This is a genomic window from Stakelama saccharophila, assembly GCF_032229225.1.
In the GTDB taxonomy this organism is placed as follows: domain Bacteria; phylum Pseudomonadota; class Alphaproteobacteria; order Sphingomonadales; family Sphingomonadaceae; genus Sphingomonas; species Sphingomonas saccharophila.
Map to the genome: position 1 here is coordinate 1,322,494 of NZ_CP135076.1, position 16,525 is coordinate 1,339,018.

The following is a 16,525-nucleotide window of genomic DNA, read 5'->3' on the forward strand; positions in this document are numbered from 1 at the left end:
CGCAATGCGAGGCGAGGTTGGCGGCGGCGTGAATTGATCGGGGCGGCCGCCGGAATGGGCGCGCTTGGCACGATGCCGGGACTGGCGCGAGCGGCTGCCGGCGATCCCGTGGTCACGGCGCCCGGCGGGCGGTATCGCGGCGTTTCCGAGAATGGTCTCAGCGTCTTTCGCGGTATCCGGTACGGACAGGACACGCGCACAAGGCGGTTCCGGGCGCCGCTGGCGCCAGAGCCGAGGCGCGAGGTGCAGAACGCCACCGAATTCGCCGCGTCTTGCCCGCAGGCAAGCAATCACTATGCGAGGCAGAGCGAGGACTGCCTCTTCCTCAACATCTGGACTCCGGGCGCCGATGCGCGCGCGAACCGGCCGGTGATGCTCTACATCCATGGCGGCGCCTATTCGTCGGGCAGCGTCATCGACCCCCTCAACTATGGCGACAGGCTTGCCGCGCACGGTGATGCGGTGGTGGTGACGGTCAATCACCGGCTCAATGCACTGGGCTATTGCTATCTCGCGCGGCTCGATCCGCGCTTTTCGGACAGCGGCAATGTCGGGCAGCTCGACCTGATCCTCGCGCTCAAATGGGTGCGGGAGAATATCGCGGCTTTCGGCGGTGATCCGAACCGCGTGCTGGTGTTCGGCCAGTCGGGCGGCGGTGCGAAGATCGCGACGATGATGGGCATGCCCGCCGCCAAGGGCCTGTTCCAGCGCGCCGCAACGATGAGCGGACAGCAGGTGACCGCTTCGGGGCCGCTCAACGCGAGCGAGCGGACCAGGGCGTATCTCGACGCCGTCGGCGTGGGTGAGGGCGATCTGTCGCCGCTATTGTCGATGCCGGTCGAAAAGCTGATGGACGGCCTCGGCGCGGTCGATCCCGTGTTGGGCGGCCATGTCTATTTCGGGCCGGTGCTCGATATGAAGTGGCTGACGCGCCATCCGTTCTGGCCCGATGCCAATCCGCAATCGAATGCGATGCCGATGATCCTCGGCAACACCCATGACGAGACGCGTGCTTTCATTTCACCGCATGGCGAGAAGGTGCGAGGGCTGACCTGGGATAATCTGCCGAAGCGCATCGCCCCGGAACTGCGCATCGACATCCTGCCCGAATGGGTGGTGGCGCAGTATCGCGAACGCTTTCCCCAAATGTCGCCGACCGAGCTTTTCTATGCCGCGACAACGGCGGGGCGGAGCTGGCGCGGCCAGGTGATCGAGGCCGATGCGCGCGCCGAGGCGGATACGCCCACCTGGGTCTATCAACTGAACTTCCCCTCGCCGGTCGAGCCGGAACGCGGTGCGCCGCATACGCTCGACATTCCGCTGGTGTTCGGCACGCTCGGCGCACCGAACTCGATCACCGGGACCGGGGCGGAGGCGCAGCGGGTCAGCCGGCAGATGATGGATGCTTTCCTCGCTTGCGCGCGAACCGGCGATCCCAATCATTCCGGGCTCGATCACTGGGCGCGCTACACCGTGCCGGATCGGGAAACGATGATATTCGACGCGAATTCAAGGCTGGAGGACGATCCGCGGCGTTGGCAGCGCGAGCTGTTCGCGCGGGTGCCCTACATCCAGCCGGGAACCTGACGGCAATACGCACGGACGATCTCGTCGGGCGCTTGACAAGCAAATTATCTACGATCACTGTCTATGACACCGGTTACTTACACGCAGATGTAAGCGTGCCGGAGGACGACAAAGAAAGAAACGACCGCGGAAAGCGGCGCTGCAGGATGGGAGATGGGCTGAAGGGCTGAGTCGAAAGACCATTCTCCCGCAAAATTTCGCCGGATCGCCTCGGCGCGATCCAGAAAAAGATACCGGTGTCATCGGAAAACGAGCCGCTTGATGCCATGAAAGGGAGAGAGAGATGCGCGGTTGGAAGCGTTCTGAGAGACTGAACAGGATTTCGACGCGGCTGCTCGGCGCTGCATCCGTGGCGGTGCTGGCTATCGGCACGGCGCAGGCGCAGGATCTATCCGCACAAGAGGACCGCGCGGCTTCGCAGGAGGGCGAGGCGAGCGCGAATGCACCGGCAACATATCAGGCGGACGACAGCTATCAGTCGGTCGACCAGGCACCGGAGACGATCGTCGTCACCGGGTATCGCGCCTCGCTGGACGCCGCGCTCGACCTGAAACGGCAGTCCGACTCGGCAATCGACGCGATCGTGGCGGAGGACATCGCGAAGTTCCCCGACCAGAACCTGGCAGAATCGCTGCAGCGCATTCCCGGCATCGCCATCGAGCGCGACGCCGGCGAAGGCCGCGCGATCACGGTGCGCGGTCTCGGCGCGCAGTTCACCCGCGTTCGCGTGAACGGGATGGAGACGATCGCGACCTCGACCGACGGTGCATCGGCCAATCGCGACCGCGCGTTCGACTTCAACGTCTTCGCGTCCGAACTCTTCACCTCGATCGTGGTGCACAAGACGGCGGAGGCGGCGCTCGACGAGGGATCGCTGGGCGCGGTCGTCGATCTCAACACCGGCAATCCGTTGGCGTATGGCCGGGGCGTGACGCTGACCGCCAGCGCTCAGGCGCGGTACAACGACCTCAACGATGATGTAGGGCCGCGGCTGGCGGGGTTGCTCGGCTGGGTGAACGATGACGAGACGTTCGGTGTCTCCGCGTCCATCGCGTATTCGCAATATAAAACGCCGGAACTCGGCAACAACTCGGTCCGCTGGGCGCAGGCTCCGTTCCGGTCGGTCGACGGCGTCGCATGCGATCTGGATTCCCCGACAGGGGCCTGTGCGGAGGTTGCGGACGCGTTTCACCCGCGCATTCCACGGTACGGCCTGGTCGCCCATGACCGCAAGCGGCTGGGCGCGACCGCGTCGCTGCAGTGGAAGCCGACCGACCGCACGACCCTGTCGATCGACGGACTCTATTCCAACTTCAAGGAACAGCGCGACGAGCATTGGGGCGAGGTGCTCTTGCGCAGCAACGAGGACGGGATCGACCTGTCCAATTACGTGATCGACGACGAGAACAACATCATCTCCGCCGACCTGGACAATGTCTATGTCCGTACCGAGCGCTACCACCGCGAGAGCGAGACCGAATTCTACCAATTGTCGGGCAAGCTCGAACAGGAATTCAGCGACCGGTTTTCCGCGACCCTGCGCGGCGGCTTTTCGCAGTCGGATGCGGACATCCCGATCGAAACCTCATTGATGTTCGATAACCGGGACGCGACCGGATACAGCTACGACTATACCGATATGAAGTCGCCGGTGCTTTCCTTCGGCTCTGAAATCGAGGATCCGGGTGCCTTTCAGTTCGCCGAATTCCGCGATCGGCCATCGACGGTTACCAACAAGTTTCGCACCGCCGCGCTGGATTTGAACTGGCAGGTCACGGACGGTTTCGAACTGACCGGCGGACCTTTTTATCGCCGGTTCGATTTCGACACGGTCGGCTATCGCCGCGACAGCACCTATTGCAACGCATTCGCCTGCGAAGCCGGCCAGTACGGCGCGCCGGTCACCGAAGAATTTTCCGACATCTTCCATCTGGGCGAGGCGGGGCAGCCGGAAGGCAACACCAATGCCTGGGTCGAACCCAACCTGCAGGGCGGAACGGATTTCCTCGATCTGTACAATCGAGAGGCGGTCGTCGACGAAGGCGACAAGCGCTCGGTCACCGAGGAATCGAGCGGCGGCTGGTTCCAGGCGAATTTCGAGACGCATCTGCTGGGTCTGCGTGTCACCGGCAATGCCGGTATGCGCTACGCCAATACGGATCAGGCATCGCAAGGCTTCGTCAGCGGCGAATATGTCACCGTGAAACGCAGCTATGACGACTGGCTGCCGGCCATGAACATCAATTTCCATCCGACCGACGATCTGATCGTGCGCGGCGCCATCGCCAAGGTGATGACCCGCCCGTCGCTGGGATCGCTGACGCCGGGAGGATCGGTGGACGAGTTCAACTTCAGGATCTCGTCGGGCAATCCGTTCATCGACCCCTATCGCGCGACCAACTATGACGTGGCCGTCGAATGGTATTTCGCGCCGAGCGCGCTGGCGTCGGTGGCGTTGTTCAAAAAGGACATCGTCAGCTTCCCGTTGGGCAGCACCCGCGAAGGCACCTATGCCTCTTCCGGTCTTCCAACCTCCATCCTGACGCCCGGAACGCCCGTCTATGACGCGATCGTGAACGGAACGGATCCCGACCGCGAATTCGAATTCCGGACCACGATCAACGGGCCGGGGGCGAGTCTGAAGGGCGTGGAACTGGCGCTCAACCTGCCGTTCTCGATCTTTTCCGAATCCTTGCGGTCATTCGGTGTGCTGGGCAATCTGACCCTGGTCGACAGCGATGTGGACTATACGGTCAACGGCGATGTCTACACACGGCCGCTGCTTGGTCTTTCCAAGAAATCGGCCAACGGGACCGTCTATTATGACGACGGCACCTTTTCGATCCGCGTGTCCGGTGCCTATCGCGAGGGCTATCTGACGAGCACGAGCGGCAACAGCAACATCTTCGAAGGTTACGGCAGCTCGTTCAATCTCGACGCCGCGATTCGCTATGCGCTGACCGACCAGATCGAGCTGTCGCTGGACGGTACGAACCTGACCGACGACTATCGATACCGTTTCGTCGATGATTTCGCCCGCCGCAATTATGAGAACAACCATTACGGGCGGGTCATCATGGCCGGGGTTCGTTTCAAGCTGTGACGATCGTTGCGTAGTTTTCCCCAACCTCCCGGCCGGAGCGACCCTGTCGCGCCGGCCACTCTTTTGCCGAGGGCATCGCATGATCAATCGAAGAACCGGGCTCAAGGCGGTGGCGGCGGCCGGGATGTTACGGCTCGTGCCGGGTGTGGCGGCCGCGCAGGGATCGCGCGCGACATCGTCGCTCGACCCCTATGCCGATATGCAATGGGGCCGCGGTTTTGAGGGGCAGCGCAAGGCCGATCTCGGCGACGGCACCTTCCTCAATCCCGTCTTCGCCGGCGATCATCCCGATCCGTCGATTATCCGCGACGGCGACGATTATTACCTGACCTTTTCCAGCTTCGACGCCTATCCGGGCATCGTCATCTGGCACAGCCGCGACCTCGTGAACTGGCGGCCGGTGACGGCGGCGCTGACCGTGCCGATCGGATCGGTATGGGCGCCCGAACTGGTCAAGCATGACGGGCGCTATTTCGTCTATATCCCGGCACGAACACCGGACAAGAAGTCGATCTATGTCATCCATGCCGACCGGATCGAAGGGCCGTGGTCGGAACCGATCGATCTCGACCTGCCCGATCATATCGATCCCGGTCATGCGGTGGGCGAGGACGGCACGCGCTATATCTTCCTGTCGGGCGGCGACCGGGTGAAGCTGACGCCCGACGGTCTCGCCAAGGCGGGCCCCGTCGAGCACGTCTACGATCCCTGGCACTATCCCGAGGACTGGGTGGTCGAAACCTTCGCGCCCGAGGGGCCGAAGATCACCAGGGCCGGCGACTATTACTATATGACGCTCGCCGTCGGCGGGACGGCGGGGCCGCCGACCGGGCACATGGTCATCATGGCGCGGGCGCGGACGATCGACGGGCCGTGGGAGAACGATCCGAACAATCCCGTCATCAAGACGATGTCGGCCGGGGAGAAATGGTGGTCGCGCGGCCATGCGACGCCGTTCGAGGGGCCGGACGGCCGGTGGTGGATGATCTATCACGGCTATGAGAACGGCTATTGGACGCTCGGCCGGCAGGCATTGTTGCAGCCTTTCGAGTGGGGCGAGGACGGCTGGGCGAAGCCGATCGGCGGCGATCTGTCGAAGCCGCTGAAAAAACCGGTCGATCTCGGCGAACTGCCCACCGGCATGCCGCTCAGCGACGATTTTTCGACCGACAGGTTCGGTATCCAATGGTCCTTTTATGATCCCGGCCCGAACGAGAAGGCGCGCGTGCGCCGCGCGGGCAAGGTGATGCATGTCCGCGGCAAGGGCAGAACGCCGTCCGATTGTTCGCCGATCACCTGCATCTGCGGGGATCACGCGTACCGGATGGAAGTCGATGTCGAAGTCGATCCGGACGCCGAGGGCGGACTGCTGCTTTACTACAATCGCCGGCTCTATGCCGGGCTGGGGCTGAACGCAAAGGGCCTGATGATGCACCGCTACGGCCTGCAGCGGCAGACCGGCAAGCCGCCCGCGATCGCGCGCAAGATGCGCGTGGCGATCGAAAACGATCGCAATATCGTGACGATGTACACCAGCGCCGATGGCGGCAAGTCGTGGGAGAAGTTCGACGTCCAGATGGAAGTGTCGGGATACAATCACAACACCGCCTATGATTTCCTCAGCCTGCGCCCCGGCCTCTATGCGGCGGGCAGGGGCGAGGTGCGTTTCGCCAACTTCACCTACAGAACTCTGCCATGATCGATCGTCGTAGCGCACTCATCGGATCGCTCGCCGCCGCGGCCGGCGCGGGATTTGCCGGGCGCGCGGGCGCGCAGACCGCCCCACCGCATATCGAAGGCGGAGACGTACCCGCCTGGCCGCAACCGACGGAGACGATCGATTTGTGGCCGGACGGCGCGCCGGGCGCGCCGGCGACGCCCTTTGAGGAGCGTGTCACCGAGCGCAGCGAGGACGGCGAAGTGAACGACCGCGCGGTGGATCATGTCGCCGTGCCGCGCATGGCGGTGTTCAAGCCGTGGCGGCCCAACGGCGCGTCGATGCTGATCATGCCGGGCGGCGGCTATATCCGCGTGGTCATCGACCGCGAAGGCTATGAAATGGCGCAGTGGCTCGCCGAGCGCGGATTCACCTGCTTCGTGCTGTTCTATCGCCTGCCGGGCGAGGGCTGGGCGGCCGGTCCCGATGTCTCGCTGTCCGATGCGCAGCGCGCAATGCGGCTGATCCGCCACCGCGCCGTCGACTATGCGGTCGATCCGGCGCGGGTGAGCGCGATGGGCTTTTCGGCGGGCGGCCATCTGTGCGCCGACCTCGCGACACGCTTCGATGCGCGGACCTATGACGCGGTCGACGATGCCGACAAGCTCTCGGCACGGCCGCAGGTGGCGGCGCCGATCTATCCGGTGATGACGATGAAGCGGCCTTACGCGCATGAAGGATCGCGCACCGCGCTGATCGGCGCGGATGCCGGAGCGACGCTGGAGACGGCGCATTCGCCCGATAGGAACGTGAAGGACAACACGCCGCCCTGCTTCCTCTGCCATGCCGAGGACGATCCCGCGGTGCCGGTCGAAAACACGCTGCTGTTCCGCGCCGCGCTGAAAGCGAAGGGCGTGCCGGTCGAGACGCATCTGTTCGAACATGGCGGCCACGGCTTCGCCATGCGCCGCGTGATCGGCAAGCCGGCCGGACGCTGGCCCGAACTGTTCCTCAATTGGGCGCGCACGCACGAGGTGCTGATCTGACGGAGGTGTTTTCTCCCGACCGGCGCGGCGCGCTCGCCGGGCTGGCTGTGCTGGCGTTGTTGCCGAGGGTGTTCGCCCCGGCCCGTGCCGCCACTTCGCGCGATGCCGGGCTTGTTGCGCTGCTCGACCGGATCGACGCGGGCGACCCGGTGGCTGGCCTGGGGGCGCTGCGTGGTTTCGATGCACGCGGGCTGTCGCCGGTGCGCCGGCTCGATCTGCTCGCGGTGCGGCAGGGCCTTGCGGTCGATGCGCGGATGCTGGCGCGGTGGAATTGGCTCAGGCCGGGCCGCTCGCCCTATCCGGTGTCGCCGCGTACCGGGAACTGGCGCAAGGTGGCGGAAGGCGGCACCGTCGCAGCCGATGCGATCCGCGCCGATACGCAAATGCTCGACGCAGCGGCGAACCAGGGCGTGGTGCTGCCAAGGGCGCTGCTCGACGAGACGCTACGCGCCGTCGAGGCGGCACGGGGCAGGGCGAGCGGCGAAAGTGCGGCGGCGCTTGCCGGACAGGCGGCAGCGTTGCGCAAGCAGCGTCCCCACGCTCCCGATCATGCCGGCCTGGTGCGCCTGCGCGGCGGATCCGATTATTTCGCGCTGATGCTCGAACGTGCACTGGGCGAGGCGATCGCGCCTGCCGCTGCGCATGCGCGCGCCGAGGCGGCGGCGCGAGCGCTGGCCCGGCGCGCCGACATGCTGTTCGCCAAACTCGGCATGAAGGGCGGCTCGAACGGTGAGCGCTTCCGTGCGTTGGCGCGCGATCCGCGCCACCTCTATGCCGACAGCGGTGCCGGGCGCGATCGGGCGGTGGCCGACATGAATCGCTGGATGGCGCGTGCGCGTCGATGGATGCCGCAGGCGTTCGGCACGATTCCGCCCGCCGTCGATCATGTCGCGGCGCGGCGCATGTCGCGCGCCGACGAGGCGGCGGGGCGCGGCGGCTATCGCACCGTGCCGCCCGCCGATGGATCGGGCGAGGGCGGCTATTACGTCGACCTCGCGCATATCCGGCGCCGGCCCGACTGGACACTTTCCAGCGTGGTGCATCACGAGCTTCTGCCCGGCCATATGCTGCAGATGCCGATCGAAGCGGCGGCCGATCCACACCCATTGCGGCTGTCCTATGCCGCCGCCTTCACCGAGGGATGGGCGATCTATGCCGAGGAACTGATGGCGCATGCCGGCGCGTTCGAGGGAGCGCCCGAGGCGGAACTCGGCTATATCCAATGGGCGCTGTTCCGCGTCGGCCGCGCGCTGGCCGATACCGGCATCCACAGCCGGGGCTGGACGCAAGCGCAGGCGATCGCGCGGTTGCGCGACCTGCAGGGCGAGGGCGTGATCTTCGCGCCCATCGAGGAGGATGTCGCGCGCATCTGCCTCGAACCGGGCATCCGCTCGGCCGAATTTTTGATGGCCGCCTCGCTTGCCGATCTGCGGGACATAGCGGGCGATGTCCGCGACTTTCACGATCATGTGCTGGCGCCCGGATCGCTGCCGCTTCATCTGGTGGAGGCGGTGGCGCGACACGATGGTGCCGGTACGGCCGTGCCGACGACATATTCCGGCCGAGGGGGCGCAGCCTGAAAGTCGTGGGCAAGGCGGAGATGCCCGTGATCCGCACCGGACCCTATGGGTTCGGTTCGCCCCCTGGGCAGACGTGGTGGCCGACCGCGAAGACAATGCGCGGCCGCTTCACATTGACTGGCCGGCTTGGGATTACCACTGTTGGGGAACGCTGGCGCTTTTTGAAGCGCTGATCTGGAAGGCGCCACGCGCCCTAATACCGTATCGAAAGGATGATTATGCAAACCGCGAAAAACGGCGATACCGTGCGTATCGACTATGTCGTGCGCAAGAGCGATGACAGCATTGTCGGCGGCACCGAACAGGACGGGCCGCAAACCGTAAAGATCGGCGGAGCCGAGATCTTTCCGCAGATCGAGGCCGCCCTGGACGGCATGAAGGTGGGCGACGAACAGGTCGTGACGATCGCCGCTGCCGACGCCTTCGGGCCGCGCCACGAAGAAATGGTCATCGATATTCCGCGCGCGAACCTGCCCCAGGATGCCGAGCCGCAACCGGGCATGATGCTCTCTGCCAAGCAGCAAGACGGTTCGACCGCCAATCTCGTGATTACCGAGGTTGGAGAGACGTCGATCACGGCGGACGGCAATCATCCGCTTGCCGGCGAGGACCTGAATTTTGAAGTGACCCTGGTCGAGATCAAAGACGCGGCCTGATCGGCCGCTTTTCCCGCGGAATATTCGTGAAAGGACATGCAGGCGGCCGGTAGGGGACCTGCTCCATCCGGCCCCGCATGCCGCAACGGTCGGGGCGCCGGCGATCAGGCGGTCGGCGAACCGCCGGTCTGCGCGGGCGCCAACGACGTCGATGCCTGGTCGCGTCGCGCATCCCACAACGCCACGAGGAAGATGGCGAAGCCGCCGAGCGCGAGGCCGGCGCCGACCCAGCCCGTGACCGCCCAGCCATAGCCGGCGCCGATGGCAAGCCCGCCCAACAGGGGACCCAATGCGTTCGCGGTGTTGAATGCGCTGTGGTTGAGCGCTGCGGCCAGGGTCTGGGCGTCGTCGGCGACGTCCATCAGCCGCGTTTGCAGAATGGCGCCGAGCCCGCCGCCGCAACCGATCAGGAACACGACCGGAACGACCGTCCAGACGCTGTGCGCCGCCAGCGGAAACAATGCGAGCGCGCCCGCGCTCCACAACAGGGTCGCGCCCACTGCCGGCATCAGCGCGCGGTCGGCGGCCCTGGCGCATACGATGGTGCCGATCGTCATACCAAGCCCGAATACGGCGAAGACGAGCGGGGTGGCGGCCTCCGCCATCCCGGTGACCGCGATCAACGTGGTGGCGAGATAGGTATAGACACAGAACATGCCGCCGAAGCCGATCGCGCCGATGCCGAGCGTCAGCCAGACCTGCCGCCGGCCGAGCGCGCCGAGTTCGCGGAGTGGGCTCGCGCCCGTTCGCGGCAGGCCGATCGGTGCCACCAGCCGTACCGCCAATGCGGTCGCCATCGCCAGCACCGCCACCAGGCCGAAGCCCAGCCGCCAGCCGAATATCTGGCCTATGCCGTTGGCGAGCGGTACGCCGACGATCGTCGCCGCGGTCAGGCCGATCATCACCGTCGCGACCGCCTGTGAACGCCGATCGCGCGGGACCAGCGATGCCGCGAGCAGCGAGGCGACGCCGAAATAGGCGCCGTGCGGCAGGCCGCTCATAAAACGGAAAACCAGCATCCAGCCATAGCTGGGCGCCAGCGCGCTCAGCCCGTTGGCGAGCGCGAAGACGAGCATGAGCGCCATGAGCAGCGTGCGGCGCGCAATCCGTGCCGCCAGCACCGCGATCACCGGTGCGCCGACCACCACTCCCAAGGCATAGGCGCTGATGACGTGCCCGGCGGTCGGCTCGTCGATGTTCAGGCCGTGGGCGAAATAGGGCAGCAGGCTCATCGCCGCGAATTCGGTCGTGCCGATCGCGAAACCGCCCATGGCGAGCGCGAACAGAACGACGGATGCGGAAAAGTCCTCACCGGGAACTGGGGACAAGCGGATCATTGTGCGCTGCAACATCGCAGCAAGATGTTGCCGCTCACGAGCGGCCGCAACTGCGAAGCGGACAAGTATGTCCGCAATCTTCGCAACCGGACGCCGCACCGATCGCACCGACCTGTGCCTGCAAGCCGTTTATGGAGTGGACCGGCGCGGCCGCGGGCCGCGCCGGAGCCGGAGCGCCGCTCAGTCGCAGGTGCCGCCGGCGCTCGCGTCGAGGTCGAGGCAGCGGCCGTCGACATCGCCGCGCGCGAGCGGCAGGTCCACAAGTGCGGCGAGGCTCGGCATGATGTCGACCGTTTCCACGCCGAGCGGTTGTTCGAAACCGGCCATCCCCTTGCGCCAGAACAGGATCGGCACGCGCCGGTCGTAATCCCAGATGCTGCCATGGGTGGCGACATAGCCCCCGGTGGGATCGGGGATCGGCGTGATGCGCGGCTTCAGCATCACGATCAGGTCGCCCGATCGGTTCGGATCGAAGGATGCGCGGGCGCGCTCGGCCAGGCTCCAGGTGACCGGCGGCGTATGGGCGATGGCAACCTGCTCCAGATCCTTCCGGGTGAAGACCGCCGCGACCTGCGGATCGGCGCGGTAGCGCTGCACGGCGGCTGCCAGTACTTTTTCGCGCGTCGCGCTGTCGAGGTCATGATCGATCCAGATGTCGCCGACTCCGCTGCCGTGCAGCGGATTGTCCGCCAGGCCGAGTTCCTGCGCGATGCGCGCGCCGATCAGCTTCGCTGAGATGGAGGGATCGACGCGCTTCGCATCCGGGATGGCGTGCATGCGTTCGCGCTCGGGAAGGTCGTTGCCGCCATGATCGGCGGTCAGCGCCACGACGTAATCGACGCCGGTCGCGTCCAGCACCCCGAAGAAATCGCCGAGATCGCGGTCGAGCGACAGCAGTTGCAGGCACATCTCGCTGCCCTCGGTGCCATAGGTGTGGCCGACATAGTCCGTGGCCGAGGCGCCGATGTCGATGATGTCGGTGGCGGGCCCCCGGCCGAGCTTCATGTCCTGGATCAGCGCAGCGGCGAGCGCCAGCGTCGCACCGTCGAATTCCGGCGAGGCGCGGAAGGCGTGATAATCGCCGGCTGCGCGGGCGAAGCGGCCGGTGCCGACGGTCTTGCCCGCACCGATCGGGATGGCGCGCGAATGCGCCCGGCAGACGGGGGGAAGCTCGAGCGCCGGTTGCGCCCGGGCGATTTCGGCTGCGACGGCCTTGTTGGTGCGGGTCACCGCATCCGGTTCTTCGCGGTCCGCATAGCTGCGATAGCGCTTGCCGTCCCACCACCAGAGTTCGTCGATATCGTGCCCGCCCATCATCACCGCCGCACGGTCCTTGCCGGCGACGGAGACGACGCGCGTGCGCGGGTCGGCGGCTTTCATGCGTTCCCCGAGCGTCGGCACCTTCAGATGTTTGTCCGATACGGTGTAATCGTCGGAATTGCTGCCCGGCACGCTCTCGTCCTCGGCGCAATAGACCGTCTTGTCCTTGCGCGGCGTATCGAGATCGATCCAGTTGTTCGCGATGATGCCGGTACGGGACGGGTGGTCCCCGGTCAGGATGGTGGAGTGGCCGGGGCAGGTCTCGGTCGCGGCATGGCTCTGAAACCCGGACGGGAACACCGCACCTTTCAGAAGACGAGCGAAACCGCCGGAGAAATAGGTGCGATATTCGGCAAAGAGATCGGCGGAGAACTGGTCGACGGAGATGACGACGATCAGGTCGGGCTTGCTCTCGGGCGACGGTACTTCACCGGTGGGTTTCGCGGCCGCCGTCCGGTCTTGCGGATCACTTCGCGCACTTGCGGGCGTGGCCAGCATGGTGGTGAGCGCGAGGGCGGCGGTGGCGGCGAAACGCATGTTCTTTGGCTCCGGACAAGGCTATGATGTCGGCCGCTATGGGCGATCGGATACCCGGACGGCAAGGAGGCTGATGACGACGGCGCGTTTCATCTGGATGACGGTCCTTGCGGCCTTGGCATCTCTGGTGGCCGTCGGGCCGGCGGCGGCGCAGATCGGCGGGCAGGGGCGGCATATCGCGATGCAGATGGTGCCCGAGACGTCGCATCCGGCGCCGGCGAGCACGGTTACGCTCGCCTTCGTCGCGCGGCCGGAGGCGGGCTGGCACGGCTATTGGAAGAATCCGGGGGAGGCGGGCGTGCCGACCACCGCCCACTGGACGCTGCCGGACGGCGTGACGGCCGATTCGCTGCAATATCCGGTGCCGCAGACGCTGATGATCGGCGGCATCATGAATTATGTCTATGAAGGGCCGTTCACCCAGTTCGCCGAGCTGCACATTCCCGAAGGGCTGGCGCGCGGGACCGAGCTGCCGGTCACCGCAAAGCTGGATTACCTCGTCTGCACGCACGAAATCTGCGTGCCGGAGAGCCGGACACTGTCGACCGTGCTGACGGTGGGCGACGGCGCGGTGCCGGCCGATCGGCGCGCCCGGTTCGATCGGTGGCGCAAGGCGTTGCCCAAACCGCTCGGCGCGCAGGCGACCTATCAAATCGCCGGCGATACGTTCCGCCTGTCGGTGCCGTTTCCGCAAGGCGCGACGGCGACGGATGCGTATTTCTTTCCGGAAACGGAGGGCGCGGCCGTCTATTCCGCGCCGCAGACGGTCACGCGCGAGGGCGACCGCCTGATCATCGCGACGAAGGCCGAAGGCGATGTCGATGGCGCCGTCACCGGCGTCCTCAAGGTCGGGCCGGAGCAGGGTTTCGTCGTCACCGCGGAACCGGGCACCGTGGCGGCCGATGCCGGCGACGGCGGGTCCGGCGAGCGCGGTTCGGTGTGGACGCGCGCCCTGATCGCCTTTTTCGGCGCGGTACTGGGCGGCCTGATCCTGAATATCATGCCCTGCGTCTTCCCGATCCTGAGTCTGAAGGCGCTGAACCTTGCGCGCGCCGGCGAGACGCAGGCAGGCGCGCGGGCCGAGGCGCTGGCTTATACCGCCGGCGTGGTGCTGGTCTGCGTGGTGCTTGGCGCCGTGTTGCTCGCACTGCGCGCAGCGGGGGTGAGCGCGGGCTGGGCATTCCAGTTGCAGGATCCGCGCGTTATCCTGTTCCTGTTGCTGCTGGTAACCGGAATCGCCTTCAACCTGGCCGGACTGTTCGAGTTGTCGGCGCCCGGCTTTGCCAATCGCGCCACGGCGAGGGGAAGTGGCGGGGCGTTCGCGACCGGCGCGCTCGCCGCTTTCGTCGCGACGCCGTGCACCGGGCCCTTCATGGGCGTGGCGCTGGGCGCGGCGCTGGTGTTGCCGGCGGTGGCGGCGCTGGCGATCTTCGCCGGTCTCGGGCTGGGACTGGCGCTGCCGTTCCTGCTGATCGGGTTCGTGCCCCGGCTGCGCGCAATGCTGCCGAAGCCGGGCGCGTGGATGGAAACCTTCCGCCACATCCTGTCGGTGCCGATGTTCCTGACCGCGCTCGCGCTCGCCTGGGTGCTGGGGCGGCAGGCAGGCGTCGGCGGCATGACGCTGGGGCTGGGGGCTGCATTGCTGCTCGCGCTCGGCCTGTGGTGGACCGGCCGGCGGCAGATGCGCGGGCGGGTCGCGCAATGGGCGCCGGCACTGATCGCGGCGCTGGTGGCACTGGGCGGGCTTGCGCTGGTGCGCGAAGCCCCGGCGCAAGCGAAAACGGAGAGCGCCGACCGGTTGGGCGCCGAACCGTTCAGCGAGCAGCGTCTGGCGGATCTGCGGGCCGAGGGGCGGCCGGTCTTCGCCTATTTCACCGCCGACTGGTGCCTGACGTGCAAGGTGAACGAGAAGGCCGCGATCGAGACGCAGGCGGTGGCCGATGCCTTCGCCAAGGCGAACGTCGCCGTGCTGGTGGGCGACTGGACCGACGGCGACCCCGAACTGGGCCGCTTCATCGAGCGCCATAATCGTGCGGGCGTTCCGCTGTATCTGTGGTATGATAGCGAGAGCGATGCGCCGCGGGTGTTGCCGCAGATCCTGACGCGGCAGCGGCTGACGGCGTTGCCGGGGGGCTGACACCGATCGGGAGATTGCCGATGAACCGCTCTCTTTTGACTATATTCGCCGCCGCCGCTTCCATCGCCGTTACCGCGCCTGCCGCGGCACAGCAGATCGTGGGCCAGCCGGCGCAGAATTTCCGCCTGACCGACATGCACGGCAAGAACGTCCAGCTCGCCGACTATCGCGGCAAGGTGGTGGTGCTGGAGTGGAACAATCCCGGCTGCCCCTTCGTGCAGAAGCATTACAAGAGCGGGAACATGCAGAAGACGCAGGCCGCGGCGCGGGCAGATGGCGCGGTGTGGCTGACCATCAATTCCGGCGCGCCGGGCAAGCAGGGCTATATGACCGGCAAGCAGGCGCAGGATTTCGTCGACACGATGGACGCGCATCCGACCGATTATCTGCTCGATCCCAAGGGCGTGGTCGGCAAGGCCTATGCCGCCAAGACGACGCCGCACATGTACATCATCGATGCGGACGGCACGCTCGTCTATCAGGGCGGGATCGACGACAAGCCGACCGCCGATGTCGCGGACATCACGACGGCGCGCAATCACGTATTGGCGGCGCTGGATGAACTCGAAGCCGGGATTCCCGTGTCGGTGACGGAGACACGGCCTTATGGCTGCTCCGTGAAATACGCTTCCTGAGCGATCGCATCGGTCGCGGGCAGGAGCCGGCGAGGAAGACCTGTCCGTCGCCGTCGCGGCAGCGCGCGGGCGTGCAACAGCGCCCGCGCCGCATGTTCAGGCCGGCTGGAACGCCGCCGCTTCGGCCGCGCGCTCTTCCTCTTCGTCCATCAGCGCCCAGCCATTGGGGCCGAGGATTTCGATCGGCTTGTAGCGTGTCTTGTACGCCATGCGCGCCGACCCCTTCACCCAATATCCGAGATAGACATAGGGCAGTCCGGCGCCGCGGGCACGCATGATGTGGTCGAGGATGATGAAGGTGCCGAGGCTCGGCCGGGCATCTTCGCTGGCGTCGAAGAAGCTGTAGATCATGGACAGGCCGTCGGCCTGCTGATCGGTGATGCACGCACCGATCAGGCGACCGGGCTTTTCGTCATCGGACGGCTCGCGATATTCGATGACATAAGAGGATACGGGGCTGTGCTCGACCATGTCGGCATAGTCGCCCTCGTCCATCGTCGCCATGCCGCCGCCGGGATGCCGGGCATCGAGATAGCGGCGCAACAATTGGAACTGCTCGTCGGTCGCCCAGGGGCGGCAGGCGGAAATTTCCAGGTCGGCATTGCGGCGCAGGAGCTTGCGCTGGGTCGTGTTGGCCGTGAATGCGTCGGCAACGATCCGGACCGAGCGACAGGCGGAACAGCCGGCGCAACTGGGGCGATAGGCCACCGACTGACTGCGGCGGAAACCGATCCGGCCGAGCGCGTCGTTCAGTTCGCCGGCATGCGGGCCCGTCAGCTCGGTGAACACCTTGCGTTCCTGTCGGCCGGGCAGATACGGGCAGGGCGCCGGGCTGGTGACGAAAAATCGCGGAAATCGAAATGGTGCGCTCACCTGGCCTGGTCCTCTCGACACCCTGCTGATCGGTTGCCTGTCACCGAATATGCAATG

At 66.2% G+C, this 16,525-nt stretch carries 11 protein-coding genes; 8 read left to right on the plus strand and 3 right to left on the minus strand.

What is annotated here, in order from left to right; genetic code table 11:
* The first annotated feature begins 54 nt into the window (after window positions 1-54).
* The 6 genes from RPR59_RS06125 to RPR59_RS06150 all read left to right on the plus strand — a co-directional run bounded on the left by RPR59_RS06125 (window position 55) and on the right by RPR59_RS06150 (window position 9,629).
* Entirely contained in the window at window positions 55-1,587 is a 1,533-nt protein-coding gene (locus RPR59_RS06125) for a carboxylesterase/lipase family protein (RefSeq protein ID WP_313917737.1), read from the plus strand.
* A 283-nt stretch (window positions 1,588-1,870) separates the two neighbouring features.
* The gene (locus RPR59_RS06130; RefSeq protein WP_432280296.1) at window positions 1,871-4,690 is read left to right on the plus strand and encodes a TonB-dependent receptor; all 2,820 of its coding nucleotides are present in this window, start codon (window positions 1,871-1,873) and stop codon (window positions 4,688-4,690) included.
* A gap of 79 nt (window positions 4,691-4,769) precedes the next feature.
* The gene (locus RPR59_RS06135; RefSeq protein WP_313917741.1) at window positions 4,770-6,389 is read left to right on the plus strand and encodes a family 43 glycosylhydrolase; all 1,620 of its coding nucleotides are present in this window, start codon (window positions 4,770-4,772) and stop codon (window positions 6,387-6,389) included.
* Complete coding sequence (locus tag RPR59_RS06140; RefSeq protein ID WP_313917744.1) at window positions 6,386-7,393, plus strand: alpha/beta hydrolase; 1,008 nt, start codon at window positions 6,386-6,388, stop codon at window positions 7,391-7,393. Before RPR59_RS06135 ends, RPR59_RS06140 begins: the two co-directional genes overlap by 4 nt.
* A 5-nt stretch (window positions 7,394-7,398) precedes the next feature.
* On the plus strand, window positions 7,399-8,973 hold the full coding sequence (locus RPR59_RS06145) for a DUF885 family protein (protein WP_313917746.1): 1,575 nt from the start codon (window positions 7,399-7,401) through the stop codon (window positions 8,971-8,973).
* Between the two features lie 218 nt (window positions 8,974-9,191).
* Window positions 9,192-9,629: an FKBP-type peptidyl-prolyl cis-trans isomerase gene (locus tag RPR59_RS06150; RefSeq protein ID WP_313917749.1), complete on the plus strand. Its 438-nt coding sequence runs from the start codon at window positions 9,192-9,194 to the stop codon at window positions 9,627-9,629.
* Window positions 9,630-9,733: 104 nt separating this feature from the next.
* Here RPR59_RS06150 and RPR59_RS06155 read toward each other — a convergent pair whose 3' ends face one another.
* Both RPR59_RS06155 and RPR59_RS06160 read right to left on the minus strand, forming a co-directional pair.
* On the minus strand, window positions 9,734-10,966 hold the full coding sequence (locus RPR59_RS06155; protein WP_313917750.1) for an MFS transporter: 1,233 nt from the start codon (window positions 10,964-10,966) through the stop codon (window positions 9,734-9,736).
* Window positions 10,967-11,146: 180 nt separating this feature from the next.
* Window positions 11,147-12,823, minus strand: a complete 1,677-nt coding sequence (locus RPR59_RS06160) for an alkaline phosphatase family protein (RefSeq protein ID WP_313917761.1) — start codon at window positions 12,821-12,823, stop codon at window positions 11,147-11,149.
* Between the two features lie 73 nt (window positions 12,824-12,896).
* On the opposite strand from RPR59_RS06160, the gene RPR59_RS06165 reads away from it, so the two are divergent.
* On the plus strand, window positions 12,897-14,960 hold the full coding sequence (locus RPR59_RS06165; protein WP_313917763.1) for a protein-disulfide reductase DsbD family protein: 2,064 nt from the start codon (window positions 12,897-12,899) through the stop codon (window positions 14,958-14,960).
* Between the two features lie 20 nt (window positions 14,961-14,980).
* A complete protein-coding gene (locus tag RPR59_RS06170; protein ID WP_313917765.1) occupies window positions 14,981-15,595 on the plus strand; it encodes a redoxin domain-containing protein in 615 nt (204 codons plus the stop codon).
* Between the two features lie 96 nt (window positions 15,596-15,691).
* Here the strand turns inward: RPR59_RS06170 and RPR59_RS06175 are convergent, their stop codons facing one another.
* Window positions 15,692-16,468, minus strand: coding sequence for an arginyltransferase (locus tag RPR59_RS06175; RefSeq protein ID WP_313917767.1), 777 nt, complete (start codon window positions 16,466-16,468; stop codon window positions 15,692-15,694).
* Window positions 16,469-16,525: the final 57 nt, after the last annotated feature.

Bases quoted from the DNA above. Each gene is read 5' to 3' on its own strand.
- RPR59_RS06170 (WP_313917765.1), top strand. From the start codon at position 14,981: ATGAACCGCTCTCTTTTGACTATATTCGCCGCCGCCGCTTCCATCGCC.
- RPR59_RS06155 (WP_313917750.1), bottom strand. From the start codon at position 10,966: ATGATCCGCTTGTCCCCAGTTCCCGGTGAGGACTTTTCCGCATCCGTC.
- RPR59_RS06140 (WP_313917744.1), top strand. From the start codon at position 6,386: ATGATCGATCGTCGTAGCGCACTCATCGGATCGCTCGCCGCCGCGGCC.
- RPR59_RS06160 (WP_313917761.1), bottom strand. From the start codon at position 12,823: ATGCGTTTCGCCGCCACCGCCGCCCTCGCGCTCACCACCATGCTGGCC.
- RPR59_RS06150 (WP_313917749.1), top strand. From the start codon at position 9,192: ATGCAAACCGCGAAAAACGGCGATACCGTGCGTATCGACTATGTCGTG.
- RPR59_RS06130 (WP_432280296.1), top strand. From the start codon at position 1,871: ATGCGCGGTTGGAAGCGTTCTGAGAGACTGAACAGGATTTCGACGCGG.
- RPR59_RS06135 (WP_313917741.1), top strand. From the start codon at position 4,770: ATGATCAATCGAAGAACCGGGCTCAAGGCGGTGGCGGCGGCCGGGATG.
- RPR59_RS06125 (WP_313917737.1), top strand. From the start codon at position 55: ATGGGCGCGCTTGGCACGATGCCGGGACTGGCGCGAGCGGCTGCCGGC.
- RPR59_RS06165 (WP_313917763.1), top strand. From the start codon at position 12,897: ATGACGACGGCGCGTTTCATCTGGATGACGGTCCTTGCGGCCTTGGCA.